Genomic DNA, 13,359 nt, shown 5'->3' on the forward strand with positions numbered 1-13,359 from the left:
GCAGGACGCCCAGATTTGGAAGGTGAGGATCTTGCTATTTAGGAAACACATATGGAAATCTGTACGCACGCTAGTCATGCTAGTGCTATCGATCGCTATGATCTATCCGTTCATCTGGATGCTTGTCGCATCCTTTACGTCCGAGAAAGAAATATTCAAATTTCCGTTCTCCCTGATTCCGGATCCGATCAATTGGGACGGGTACAAAGCTGTCTGGACGAATCCCGTTCTCGGACTCTCCATGTGGCTCTACTTCTGGAACAGTGTCAAGACGACCTTGATTGCTATGGCCGGAGCTCTGATCACCTGCACCCTGGCTGGGTATGCCTATGCGAGAATCAAGTTTCCCGGCAGGGATTTTATTTTCCTGTTGATGCTGGCAACGATGATGATTCCCACTCAGGTGGTCATGCTGCCGAATTTCATGATTTTCAAGGAGCTTGGCCTTGTGAACACCCATGCAGCAATATGGCTTGGCGCTTGCTTCGGGAGTCCGTTCGGCACGTTCCTGTGCAAGCAGTATTTCTCGACCCTTCCATATGAATTGAATGAATCGGCCGAAATCGATGGCGCGTCTAATTTCCGCATCTTTATGAGCATCATGATCCCTCTTGCCAAACCGATTCTCGCCACATTGGTTATTTTCAACTTTTTGGGATATTGGAACAACTATGAGGGACCGCTCATTTACTTGCGTTCTCCCGAGTTGTATACGCTGCCTCTCGCCCTGAAAGTCATGAGCGAGGATAAGTATTTCGTCCAGTATGCGGGGGTGATGGCAGGCTCGGTGAGCGCCGCCTTGCCGCTCCTAATTGTATTCATCGCCGCGCAGAAGTTTTTCATTCAAGGCGTCACGATCGGCAGTGTGAAAGGGTAATTCATGAGAGGCTAATTACTTAGGAGAGCACGCTAACTTACTATAATACAAAAGGGAATCTACAACTTGGTAGATTCCCTTTTGTTTCATTTAACAAATATCTAATATTCCATCGTAATCAAAGGCGTTCCCACCGTAAGCCTCCAAGCTCCATTCAACGAGCTTTCATGTATGGCTGCTTGAAGATTGATCTTGTGGTTCCCGCTCTGCACAAATCCGGAGAAATCCGTAGCTGAGGCCGACCAGCTTGTAGTGCCTTCATCTGTGTATGTCTCTTTGACTTGACCGTTAACAGAATCAATCAAGTCCTTAAGCACACCTTCCCCAGTTTTCCCCATGGCCGATTGCTCGCTAACGATACCTTGCACCATGACAACCCACTGTCCCTGCTTGGCTTGCTTTGGCTTAGCCTGCTCAAGAATATGCTGGACTTTGGCCTGCCACTCCATAGCGGCTTCGGTCCCCTCTGCTGCCGGCGTTGTCAGACGGAGCACCATATAACAAGCGGCTGTCCCCTGCTGTCCTGCTACTCTGACGGAGGCTAGCCCTGCGGTTCCTACAGCTTTTTCCGAGACATACACCGGGTGTCCGTTAGACGCTTCCAGCTCTGCAGCTTGAGGGAACTCCAGCAGCCCGCTTAGGCCTTGCCCTGCAAGCAGCAGGCGGTCCTGATTATTGCATGCCGCGCTCCCATCCGGTAATATGCCTGTATATGTAAGGGTCAGCATACGATCCTGCTGGAGAAGAGCTCCGGTTGCAGCCAGCAGTCTACCGGCATCTTCCCCGACACTGCTGGACACTCTGGCACCGACTGAGCCTGCAAGTCTTGTCCAACCCAGGACTATGCTTATAATGACCATACACGTTATTGAAACCAGCCATGCTTTCTTCATTAAGGCACCTCGTTACTATATATGAATTGAACCTAATAATTCTTAAGTTAACTCTAGTAAAAGGATGCCCGAATCTAGCATTTTTATACATCTATATGATTCTCATCCTGCCGCAGTTATTTTACGAGCGCGTCGATTGAAAAAATTCAATCCGCTCCCCGTCAAGCCCATTGAAAAAGAAATACCTCGAGCCATTCGGCAACGTAGTTATGTCTTCATCCAGCTGCTCCACATTAAGGCCTCTGATCCTCGTCAGCTCCAACTCCACATCATCCACCGCAAAAGCTATGTGGTGCACCTTGCCCTCCTGCGGCAGCTCTGCATTGTAGCCTTCGATCAGTTCTAATTCTGTTTCGCCTTGTTCATTGAATCCAAGAAAAGCAAGCTGGACAACGCCATTTGTGTGCAGCAGTTTGCCCTTAAGCTTTAATCCGATAACCTCTTCATAAAAGCGGATAGATGCCTCCATATTGGCTACCATAACACCGACGTGCTCGATTCTTTTTACAGCCATGAGCAGTTCCTCCCTAATCTTCAATTACTTCTTCCTCATTATTATAATGGACGAATGCCTTATGTACAGAAATTTGTATAGAAATATGTGCAGAAATAGTTCCAAAACCAGACGAAATTTATAAGTTATATGGAAAGCCACACACACAGCTATTGGAAAATGTCGGGAAAAAGGCGATAATAGAAATAGGATTTAGAAATGAAAGCGAGAACAAGAAAAATGACTTTGAAACCATCTCATTCTACACACTCACATATCCAAACGGCGATTATTACCGGAACTTCCAGCGGCTTTGGGCTGCTCACCGCCATTTCCATGGCGCGAAGCGGTTACAGGGTTATAGCGACCATGCGCGATTTATCCAAGCAGGGCAGGCTTGTCAAGGAAGCCGAAGAAGCTGGCGTATGGGCACAGATGGAGTGTTTGGAGCTTGATGTAACAGATACGGCCGGCATCAATCGGACTGTTGCTGATGTGATCGCCAGGTTCGGCACCATTGATGTGCTGGTCAATAACGCCGGGTTTGCTGTAGGTGGCTATACGGAGGAAGTGTCTCTGGAGGATTGGCGCATCCAAATGGAAACGAACTTCTTCGGGGTCGTGTCTCTGTCCAAAGCGGTGCTGCCTTACATGCGTGAACAAGGTTATGGGAAGATTATTACAGTGAGCAGCGTTAGCGGGCGCATTGCCCTTCCCGGTTATGGTCCCTATGCGGCATCCAAGTTCGCCATCGAGGGTTTCAGTGAAGCGCTTCGCTTAGAAATGCTGCCTTTCGGGGTACATGTTGTGCTTGTAGAGCCTGGCTCTTACCGCACGGATATATGGGATAAGGGCTTTAAAACGATCAAATCACCACCAGATTCACCCTATCGCTCCAGTATGGAAGCTATGCTGAGCTTAGCGCGCAAGTCCGCGGCAAACGCACCACATCCAAGAGCAGTAGCAAGCCTGATCGCCAAAATAGCCAAGCGGCAGAATCCAAGACTGCGTTACCCCATCGGCCAGGGCTCAACGTTCGCCATGCTGGCTAAAGCTGTGTTGCCGTGGAAGCTTTTTGAGAGCATCATTACAAGGATTTTGAAAAGAAAAGGCTAGTATCTTATTATCAGGAGGGCATGGATATGAGATTATTGAAGCTGCTGCAAATTTATGAGGTAGACGGCATTACACCTAAGCACCAATCGGAAAAATTCGATTTCGACAACATTTTGGGACGTACGTTTCGCGAATTGAAGCCAACCGAGGTTGGCGCGCCCATGGTATTAGCCTCACTGGATAGAGAGATGCCTTTCAAAACCACCAAGGTACAGGCCATTGATCAATACGAGACGGATTTTCGCGTGCTTACCCGCAATACAATTTACCATTTTGAGCTCAGCCAGGAACGAAGAACCACTTAAGTATTTTACAAAAAAACATTCACTAACAAATTTACTAACAACATTTACTAACAAATTTCCTTACAAAAATTACCGCCAACACTATCAACACTATACAAACAAACTTGGTTTCAACGGGGCCGTGTTCTATAATGAAAGCAACAGTACTGCTCAAAATTACTCAAAAAATGAAAGGTTGGTTGATGGAATGTACGTTTACATGCTCCCCAGCGCTAGCTTTTCAAGTGCATGGTCCGCTCTTCCCTATCTGAAGCTGGCTAATCAAGAAGAAACGCTTTATATCTTTGAAAATCCTACCCCAATAGATGTCAGTCCAGACGATATTCACATATACGAGGCTATTGATTCCACGGGCACACTTACAGGTGGCGGCTACGTTGTTCTTAACAATATTCCTGTAACTGAGGAAGGCCGCGCTGAATTCGAGAACCGCTTCCAGAATCGGGCCCGCATGGTCGAGCAGGAGCCTGGTTTTATCGGTATACGCGTCCTGCGCCCGTTAAATGGAGATACCTATGTTATCATGACCATTTGGAGTGAAGAGTCTTATTTCAAAAAATGGCAGGAGTCCCAGGCCTATTCCCACGCTCACCGCAAGCGCGGCACCTCCGAGGGGATCGATCAGCAGCAGCCCGGCATATTCCCCCGCCCTTCCTTTGTAACGGCTTATGGGGTTGTTTTGGAATAATGTATACGAGGTGCTTGTATGAGTAATAGTTGGATCATTTGGGGTACTGCCGGCTTGGCCGTTCTTATTTACTGCTTATACCAAAGCATGCGAACCTCAGCCTTTCTGAGCTGGATTGAGCAGCCTCTTTGGAAGCATTATCAAGATTGGGACAACAACGTACCTCAACGAAATAGAAGAAAAAGAAAGCGAAGAAGACAACACAAAGGCTATCAAAGAGACCACTATGCCTACAGCTTGTTGAGTGCAGATAAATTAAAAGAGATCCGGATCATCATGAAATCCAAGGATCATGGAGCGACCTTCCTTCAGACGCTGCTTGATTTATCCTGGAAGCTGGCTCTACCTGTGCTTGCTTTTCTGTGGGGGATGAATCTCCTAGACCCTGCTGCTTCTAATAGGCAAGAAAACAAATTAAGTGAAGCTATCCTTCCAGTCTTCGACTCATTCGGATGGATAGCGGCAGTTGTCTGCGCCTTCGCACTGATCCTCTTCCTGCAGCGGCTATTCACGATCAAACGCAGCAGATCCATTCAATATCATGTGTTGGTGATCGATCAGGTGCTTGAGGATTTGGACAATCTTGACTCAGCAGGTACTCAGTCATAAGCAGACGAAGGAGACAACAGCAGTGCTCAAAGAAAACACAGAAAGCTCCACGCCTCTTGCTGCTCGTAACCGCTGGCTTATTCTGGCTACAGTAACATTAGGCACCTTCATGGCTACCTTGGATGGGAGCATCGCCAACGTAGCTTTGCCTACCATTTCCAGCGAGCTTAACAAGCCTATTCATGTCGTGCAGTGGGTGCTGACTGCATACCTGCTGACCATTTGTGCAACACTTCCGATTCTGGGTAAAATATCTGATATGATAGGCCGCAGCCGTATGTACAACTGGGGCATGTTCATATTTATGCTGGGCTCTGCCTTATGCGGCCTGTCCCATAGCCTGGGCTTTCTAATAGCTTCAAGGATTATACAGGCAGTTGGCGCCTCATGCCTGATGTCTAACAGTCAAGCCATTGTGGCAGGCATTTTCGCCAAAGGCGACCGCGGCAAGGCCATGGGCATTGTCGGAACCGCCGTCTCACTCGGAGCTTTGACTGGACCTGGTATCGGCGGCATTCTCGTTGGCAGCTTGGGATGGCCTTCCATCTTTTGGATTAACGTACCCATTGGGATACTGGGCTTCATAGCAGCCTGGTTTTTGCTGCCTAAAGATTCAGTCAAAGGCAAGCATGAGCCATTTGACTATGGGGGATCGGCTCTTTTTATATTGGGCACCGTTGCGCTTCTATATATTTTGTCTACTGGACAAGACTGGGGCTGGACTTCCCCGGCCGTCTTGCTTGGATTAATTGGAGCCTGCGCTGTGCTGGCTGGCTTTTATTACTGGGAGCACAAAACACCTTATCCCATGCTGGATTTCAGCTTGTACAAGATAAGAGCGTTTGCCATAGGCAATACAACCTCCCTACTGTCGTTCACAGCATTATTTTGTATGACCGTGATGATGCCGTTTTATTTGCAAAATGTACTGCTGTTCTCACCAGCAAAAACCGGGTATACCATGATGATCTACCCACTGGCTATGGCAGTAGTAGCACCGCTATCCGGCTGGTTGTCCGACAAAATCGGCCCCAACCTGCTTACAACCGCCGGGCTTCTAATCAATGCCGCCGGATTCGCGCTGCTCACCACTCTAACTGCCCAAGAGAGTGCTTGGACAGTCGCCCTTCACCTCTCGTTATTCGGCCTGGGCAGCGGCCTGTTCCAATCACCCAACAATTCCAGCGTGATGGGAGCCGTACCGATGGCAAAGCTGGGCACAGCCGGCGGGTTAAATGCACTCGTGCGAAACATCGGGATGATCATGGGCATCTCCCTATCCGTCTCCTTATTCTCCTTCCGGCTGGGGCAAACTGGCGGATCTTTGGACATAACGAATGCCGCGGCGGACAAGCTGCTTGTCATAAGTGCACTGCACGTGGTATTTTGGATGGGGATGGCCTTTTGCTTGCTCGCTCTACTCGTTTCCGTGAGGCGAATAGGCAAACCTGACCAGGACCGTATGGGTGGATAAGCTGGGCAAACTGGATAAACTGACTAAGGTCCATATGAAACCCAATGAAACCCTTACATACTGCTTTATTACTCAATACATTTTATTACACTTGGTACTAGGAGGTTTATCATGTTAAAGGATTTTAAACAATTTGCATTTAAAGGAAATATGATCGATTTGGCGGTCGGTGTGATTATCGGAGGCGCTTTTGGTAAAGTGGTCACTTCCATTGTTAACGATCTGATTATGCCACCCATTGGGCTGATTCTCGGAAAAGTCGATTTTAAGAACCTGTTTATATCACTTAATGGGACCAAATACGACACAATAGCCGCTGCCCAGGCAGAAGGCGCTCCCACATTGAATTACGGGCTATTTGTTTCTAACTTTTTGGATTTCATGATTGTAGCCTTTGTCATCTTCTTTGTTATCCGCCAGTTGAACAAACTAAGAACCAAACAAGAAGCTGTAGTCGAGGCAAAAGCCCCGGAAACCAAAGAGTGCCCACGCTGCTTATCCGAAGTGCCGATCAAAGCAACGCGCTGCAAATTCTGCACATCCGAACTCGGAGCATCCGGAAGCACAGCAAACGCCTAATAACGCATAAACATGTCACCACCATCGTCCCTCGCCTATTAAACTATTCGCATTTAGAGCTCTGGGCATTTATATGCTTCAGAGCTTCTTTAATGCTCAGTGGCGATAGCTGGTTGCTAGTGGCAACAAACTCGCGAACAGCCTCTTCATTTGTTTTGGAATATTCCCGGAGTGCCCAACCGATCGCCTTGCGTATAAAAAAATCTTTTTCTCCAGCCATACGCCGAATATAGTCGAACAAAAGCTCTGTATCTGTGCGCTGCTTGTATCCTAATTGAAACAATATCGCAGTCCGCTGCAGCCACATATGGCCGGAAGAAATCCAACGCTCCGCATACGCTGCCACAAGGTCAGGAAACAACGTGAAATGAAAGCCCACAAGCTGGGAAGCAACAAAATCAACCGTATCCCACCAAGATTTCTCTACGATAATTTCTTCCAGCAGCTCGATATCCGCACGCTCTCTTCGCTTGCGCTGCTTTTCAAGCATCGCCATGGCTATATATTGGTACTCCCTTTCAGGCAGCCTCCAAAGCTCCTTGACAACTACAGAAAGCTCATTTCCGTCAGGAACCCCATTCTCCTTCCAAAACTGCTTCGCAAGCGCAACCCGATCCGGCGACTTAATTCCCAAAAATGCAAATTGATCGCGCATATAAGCCTGCATCGCCACTGCCTTCACAGGATCTGCATATTGACGAAGCCAGCTTTCAAGCTTTATCGTATATGGATGTACTGGTTGTATAACAAGCATCGTCTCATTCCCCTCTAATAAGTATTCGAATATTCAAAAAATGGATGCGAAACCAACAAAGTTCAGGTATGCTTAAAGATAGACGAATTAGCTACAGAACATTTAACTTACTGCATCAAAATTACTACATCTGAATTGCTAGATCTGAATTGCTACATCTGGATTACAACATTCGGATTTCAACATCAAGAACAAACATCATTGACTATGGATTGGAGAGAACTATCACATGTACAAATTGTTAGCCATCGACTTGGACGACACCCTTCTGACTGATGACCTTCACATAACCGAGGGTACGAAGGAAGCTATAGAAAAAGCCATTTTACAAGGAGTCACCGTAACGTTCGCAACCGGAAGAAGCTTTCCTTCCGCAAGCAAAATTGCAGAACAAATCGGCCTTAATGTACCGATTATTACTTATCAGGGTTCATTAATCAAGAACCTGCTTGATGGTGAGGTGCTTTACGAGCGCTCAGTCCCTGCCGCTGCTGCAGACCTGATCTATGACTACTGTGAAGCCCGCAACCTGCATCTTCAATTGTACTTCGACGACAAATTATATGTGAAAGAATACAATGAGAAAGTCAAAGATTATGTCCGCTTAACCAATCTTCCTTATTTCATTGCAGACAATTTCCGCGAGCTCGCCAAACAGCCTCAAACAAAAATGCTGATCATCGATGATCCAGCCCTTTTGGATCAAATGGCCGTGGAGCTTCAGGTCATCCTGCAGGACCAGGTCCACATTACCAAATCAAAAGCACACTACCTGGAGTTTTTACACAAAGAGGGCAATAAGGGCTCCGCTGTAACCTTTTTAGCCAATCATATTGGCTGCGAAATCGATCAGGTCATCGCCATCGGAGACTCATGGAACGATCGCGAGATGCTCGAGGCAGCAGGCCTCGGTGTAGCCATGGGCAACGCCCTCGATGAACTGAAAGCCATAGCCGGCTACGTCACATCCAGCAACAACGAAGAAGGCGTCAAGCATGTTATTGATAAATTTATCCTTCAAAAATAAGCATACATTGAGCAACACTGAACAGACACTGAACAGACAACTTAGCAAACAACTGAAAATATGAAATTATGAAATTGTAAGGGATTTTCTCTTAGCTGGAGGAGATTTCCTAGCGAGCGCAAGCGCTTCGGATGAAGAACTGCAACTTTAGCGATGTTTTTCATCGTTAAAGTTGCAGCTCGGGCTCCACATACTTACTTTAACGATGAAAAACATCATTAAAGACCCTTTTTACCACCCAGAGAGGCCATACATGCTCATTTAACGATGTAAATCATCATTAAAGCGGCTCAATGACCTGGAATACCTGTTTTAACGATGAAAAACATCGCTAAGTGAAGCAAACGCTCAATTCAGGGATGGCAAGCTGCTACGGATTGCTCTTCCCCAAAAAACTTAAACTACTTGTAGTTTAATTAGAAGGGTAACCCCTCCTATCCTTTAGCACTGTAAAGCGTTTAATTTTCTTGTCTGTGAACAAAATCTCTCAGAAAATTTTTTCTGATCCATCTACAAAATAACACTTAACAGGTTCAAGTCAATTACTCCTATTCTTGCCCGACAAGGTTTCTCTTTTGGTCCAAAATCAGCTTTGTACATACATCAGAAAATGCTGCCCTACATAGTCAGGACGCCCAGGCGCCCTCATAATCTGGATTACTTTTCACATTTCATTTTGCCCATCATTCTAGTCATTGCCGTCATTACCATTTACCATCATTCTTAGCATTACCACCATTGCCACCATTGCCATCATTACTTACATTACTTACATTACCAAACACCATTACTATCAATACTATCATTACCACCGTTACTATCGTTACTTATCGTTTCCATCGTTCTCATCGTATTCATCATTCTCATAGCACAATAACTTGCATTGAAAGGCGGTACAATAATGGAACTCTCTCAAATTCAAGGCATAGCTGACAGAATGAAAGAAAATGTAGCCAAAGTTATAGTAGGTAAAGAAGAGACAGTCGAGTTGATGCTAATTGCTTTAATCGCTTCAGGGCATGTATTGCTGGAAGATGTTCCTGGTACAGGTAAAACGATGCTCGCTAAAACCATTGCTCGTTCCCTGGACTGCACATTTAAGCGCATACAATTCACTCCGGACTTGCTGCCTTCGGATATTAGCGGCATTAACTTTTTTAATCAGAAGCTTAGCGAGTTTGAATTCCGCCCTGGGCCGTTGTTTGCTCATATTGTGCTTGCTGATGAGATTAATCGTGCTACGCCAAGAACGCAATCGAGTCTGCTCGAGTGTATGGAGGAGCGTCAGATTAGTATTGATGGAGAAACGCGTGCGCTAGAGGCGCCTTTCCTTGTTATAGCGACCCAGAATCCGGTAGAAAATCAGGGAACGTTTCCTTTGCCCGAGGCACAGTTGGACCGATTTTTGCTGAAAATTCCTGTTGGGTATCCTACAGCGGCGCAGGAGCTTCATATTTTGCAGCGTTTTAAACAGAATGATCCGCTCGTGGAGCTGCTTCCTGTAGTAAATAGGGCGGACCTTGTCGCCGCACAAAAGCATTATTCCAGAGTTCGCGTCAGCGATGATCTATTAAAATATATCGTCACCATTGTGGAGATGACCCGGTCGCATCCGGATGTTGCCATGGGAGTGAGCCCACGCGGCAGCCAAGCGATGCTGAAGGCCGTCCAGGCATACGCGCTTATTCGCGGAAGAGATTATGTGCTGCCTGATGATATCAAGGCTCTTGTCAAGCCAGTTTTCGCCCACCGCATTCTGACCAGAACGCGGGCCCGTTCTCAAGAAAACCCTGCTTTCGCAATTTTGGAAAAAATCCTGGCCCAGGCTCCTGTTCCGACAGAAGTGGCGCTGGGTTAAGCGGGTCCTGGCATGGGGATTAGCTGGATTTTATTGTTGGCTGCCGCTGTCGCTTATTTGCAAAATCTCTTTTTTCGGCGCTGGGGATTTTCCCGTTTGACGGTTACCCGTAAGTTTAGTGAGCAGCACTGCTTTAGCGGGGATGAAGTGGAAATGATTGAGACCATTGTGAACCGCAAGCTGCTCCCAATCCCGTGGCTGCGGCTCGAGTCCATGATCCATGCTGGTCTTCGCTTCGGAAAGCAGTCCAATCTTGATATTAATGATGGCAAGCTGTATCAGAATCATCGTAGTCTTTTTAGCTTGATGCCCTATACGAAAATTGTCAGGCGGCATCAGGTCCTCTGTGAAAAGCGCGGTTGGTACAAGCTTGATTCTGTGGCAGTGTCGGTCGGAGACGCACTTGGGATGCAGGTGGGCACCCAAAGCCACAAGCTTAATTTACGACTTCTTGTTTACCCTAAGCTGATTGACTGGCAGGAACTCCCGCTCCCCTCGCACAGCTGGCAGGGTGATATTACAGTGAAACGCTGGGTTATGCAGGACCCGTTTCTATCTGCAGGCGTTCGTGAGTACGGTTTTGGTGACCCTTTGAGCAGTATCCATTGGAAAGCAACGGCACGCAGTCAAAAACTACAGGTATATAACAGAGAGTTCACTGCGGACCCTCGATTGATGATTATCCTGAACACTCAAATTTCCGAAATGATGTGGGAAGCAGTTAGTGATACCGAGCTTGTGGAAAAAGGTATTTCCTACGCCGCTACTCTTGCAGAGCGCGTTATTGCCGCGGGTATCCCCGTAGGCTTCGGTTGTAATGCCTACACCGAGGAAGTCCCTAAAGAGCCAATTTACATATCTCCTGAAGGAGGATGGGATCACTTAAATTCGCTCTATGAAACGATGGCCAAGCTGGTTGTTGCCTGCTGCCGGTCTTTTGATACCTATTTGGATGCAGATGCTTGGCAGGACGGCACGGCACTGGACTTCATTCTCATCACTCCCTTCCTATCAGATAAGGTCGAAGAGCAAATCCAGCGCCTCAGAGATAGAGGCCACGCCGTGGAAGTGGTCATGCTGACGCATGAAATGTTCGGAGAGGGGGTCGTTCAGTGAATCCGGGAAAGGCGAATGATGTTTCTGATGCTGATACAGATACAGATACAGATGCTGGTACTGGTACTGATGCGGTTTCGGGCGCTACTGGAGCTGTTGATGCTGCTAAATTGGATACCGTTATTGCTAAGCGACGAGCTTTTAAATGGGCGGCAGCCACCTCTTTTTCGCTGATTGAAATTCTTGCTTTTTTCCCACTGCTTGCAGCTTCTCAGCCCTTTATATTTAAAACGCCTTTATCGCTAACGCTGCTTCAATTTTTATTATTGTATATGCTTGGCTTCGCTGGCGGAGTCTCCAAAATTTTGGTAAGAGTCGTGTATGCTGTCTTATATGCTCTAGCTGTCGGAACTCTAGTCTCCCTAGCCTTTCAAGGAGCTGGCTGGCAGGGATGGATAAGCTCTGTGCTTGGATTGTTTGTAGTATTGCGGGGCATCAAGCTTGCCGGTACTCCTTGGACAGTCATGTTCCCAGCGCCTGTTTTTTCTGTCGGACTACTTACTTATTTTATTGCTGTACCAGTGATGACTTACGTGGAGAAACTGCAGCCCTATCGGGCATTGACGAACGGCTTAGGCTTTCTCGCACTTGTAATCTTCCTTTTTTATTTGAACCGAGTGCAGCTTATGGGAGCAACTTTATCAGGCTACAATAAGGCCTTCTCTTCCGTCTCCCTGTCCGTCCGCCGCTTGAGCCGAATTTGGTTGATAGTTATTTTGGCCATCATCGCCTTGATCGGATTTTTTCCGCAGCTTAAGGACGGCGTCTACTGGCTCTTTAAACGTATAGTTGCCTTTATTGTCGGGCTGTTTCCCGAGAGCAAGCCCCAGGAGACACCTCCGCCTACAAGCATGCCTTCACCACCTGCCGGGTTACCATCTATGGAGGAGGGAGAACCATCCTGGCTGGCCCAGCTTCTTGAAAAAATGGCTGTATACGTGGGGTATACAATCGCCGGCATATTGATTATTTTAACCTTGTATCTGCTTATCAAAAAACTTCTCCCCCTCGTCATGAAAGGGATACGAAAGCTATTGGGACGTCTGCGGATGGATACTAACCATTCCGATGACAGCAGCTACCAGGACGAAAAAGAACTCTTGCTGGAATGGAAAGATATTCCGAAGAATTGGCTGAGCGGGTTGAATCGGTTTTTCTCCCGGGATGACAAGCGCAAAGTGCAATGGGCACAGCTGCAAAACAATAAAGAACGAATCCGCTATTTATATACGGCCCTGATTCTACAGGCATCTGATAAAGGCTACAAGCTTAACAAAAGCCACACTCCTTACGAAGTGGAACGCGAATTGTCCTCCAGTGGCATATCCTCTGCCATTCCTCTTGCCAGAGATAATATGGGCAGTCGTGCGGGAAATAAGCTGAATTATGAAAAAAATGGTACAGCTGGTTCTGCAAACGAAAAAAACAGTATAGCAGAGCTATATAACAAGGTCCGTTACGGTGACAGCGATATTTCAGATGCTGAAATGAAAACCATTATGGAAACTGCTGAGCCATTGACTAAAAAGCGGGTATAGGGAGTCGTCCCTCTTTTTCGGGGCATATACGA

At 47.0% G+C, this 13,359-nt stretch carries 14 protein-coding genes; 11 read left to right on the forward strand and 3 right to left on the reverse strand.

Annotated features, from left to right (window positions below):
- Positions 1-31 precede the first annotated feature (31 nt).
- Positions 32-877 (forward strand): carbohydrate ABC transporter permease, encoded by an 846-nt coding sequence (locus tag J2Z66_RS08910; RefSeq protein WP_209971038.1) that lies wholly within the window; start codon positions 32-34, stop codon positions 875-877.
- A gap of 101 nt (positions 878-978) precedes the next feature.
- Here the strand turns inward: J2Z66_RS08910 and J2Z66_RS08915 are convergent, their stop codons facing one another.
- Together J2Z66_RS08915 and J2Z66_RS08920 are read right to left on the reverse strand one after the other, a co-directional pair.
- Positions 979-1,770, reverse strand: coding sequence for a YwmB family TATA-box binding protein (locus J2Z66_RS08915; protein ID WP_209971039.1), 792 nt, complete (start codon positions 1,768-1,770; stop codon positions 979-981).
- Between the two features lie 121 nt (positions 1,771-1,891).
- The gene (locus J2Z66_RS08920; protein ID WP_209971040.1) at positions 1,892-2,284 is read right to left on the reverse strand and encodes a VOC family protein; all 393 of its coding nucleotides are present in this window, start codon (positions 2,282-2,284) and stop codon (positions 1,892-1,894) included.
- A 198-nt stretch (positions 2,285-2,482) separates the two neighbouring features.
- Here J2Z66_RS08920 and J2Z66_RS08925 point away from each other — a divergent pair, with 198 nt between their 5' ends.
- The 6 genes from J2Z66_RS08925 (at position 2,483) to mscL (ending at position 7,034) form a co-directional block, all read left to right on the forward strand.
- Positions 2,483-3,379, forward strand: coding sequence for an SDR family oxidoreductase (locus tag J2Z66_RS08925; RefSeq protein ID WP_312894458.1), 897 nt, complete (start codon positions 2,483-2,485; stop codon positions 3,377-3,379).
- A gap of 26 nt (positions 3,380-3,405) precedes the next feature.
- Entirely contained in the window at positions 3,406-3,684 is a 279-nt protein-coding gene (locus J2Z66_RS08930) for a hypothetical protein (protein ID WP_209971041.1), read from the forward strand.
- 187 nt (positions 3,685-3,871) lie between these two features.
- Entirely contained in the window at positions 3,872-4,372 is a 501-nt protein-coding gene (locus J2Z66_RS43390) for an antibiotic biosynthesis monooxygenase family protein (RefSeq protein ID WP_209971042.1), read from the forward strand.
- A gap of 18 nt (positions 4,373-4,390) precedes the next feature.
- Positions 4,391-4,981, forward strand: coding sequence for a hypothetical protein (locus J2Z66_RS08940; RefSeq protein WP_209971043.1), 591 nt, complete (start codon positions 4,391-4,393; stop codon positions 4,979-4,981).
- Positions 4,956-6,455, forward strand: coding sequence for an MFS transporter (locus tag J2Z66_RS08945; protein ID WP_245375395.1), 1,500 nt, complete (start codon positions 4,956-4,958; stop codon positions 6,453-6,455). Before J2Z66_RS08940 ends, J2Z66_RS08945 begins: the two co-directional genes overlap by 26 nt.
- Positions 6,456-6,566: 111 nt before the next feature.
- Positions 6,567-7,034 carry a large conductance mechanosensitive channel protein MscL gene (gene mscL / locus J2Z66_RS08950; RefSeq protein WP_209971044.1) on the forward strand — a complete coding sequence of 156 codons (468 nt, stop codon included), beginning with the start codon at positions 6,567-6,569 and terminating at the stop codon, positions 7,032-7,034.
- 43 nt (positions 7,035-7,077) lie between these two features.
- Here mscL and J2Z66_RS08955 read toward each other — a convergent pair whose 3' ends face one another.
- A complete protein-coding gene (locus J2Z66_RS08955) occupies positions 7,078-7,788 on the reverse strand; it encodes a DNA alkylation repair protein (protein ID WP_209971045.1) in 711 nt (236 codons plus the stop codon).
- A gap of 229 nt (positions 7,789-8,017) precedes the next feature.
- Here J2Z66_RS08955 and J2Z66_RS08960 point away from each other — a divergent pair, with 229 nt between their 5' ends.
- From J2Z66_RS08960 to J2Z66_RS08975, 4 genes are all read left to right on the forward strand, one after another.
- Positions 8,018-8,815, forward strand: coding sequence for a Cof-type HAD-IIB family hydrolase (locus J2Z66_RS08960; RefSeq protein WP_209971046.1), 798 nt, complete (start codon positions 8,018-8,020; stop codon positions 8,813-8,815).
- Positions 8,816-9,716: 901 nt separating this feature from the next.
- Positions 9,717-10,673, forward strand: a complete 957-nt coding sequence (locus tag J2Z66_RS08965) for an AAA family ATPase (RefSeq protein WP_209971047.1) — start codon at positions 9,717-9,719, stop codon at positions 10,671-10,673.
- 12 nt (positions 10,674-10,685) lie between these two features.
- A complete protein-coding gene (locus J2Z66_RS08970; protein ID WP_209971048.1) occupies positions 10,686-11,789 on the forward strand; it encodes a DUF58 domain-containing protein in 1,104 nt (367 codons plus the stop codon).
- On the forward strand, positions 11,786-13,327 hold the full coding sequence (locus tag J2Z66_RS08975; protein ID WP_209971049.1) for a hypothetical protein: 1,542 nt from the start codon (positions 11,786-11,788) through the stop codon (positions 13,325-13,327). The genes J2Z66_RS08970 and J2Z66_RS08975 overlap by 4 nt, the downstream gene beginning before the upstream one ends.
- Positions 13,328-13,359: the final 32 nt, after the last annotated feature.

Source organism: Paenibacillus eucommiae (assembly GCF_017874215.1).
Lineage (GTDB): Bacteria > Bacillota > Bacilli > Paenibacillales > NBRC-103111 > Paenibacillus_AI > Paenibacillus_AI eucommiae.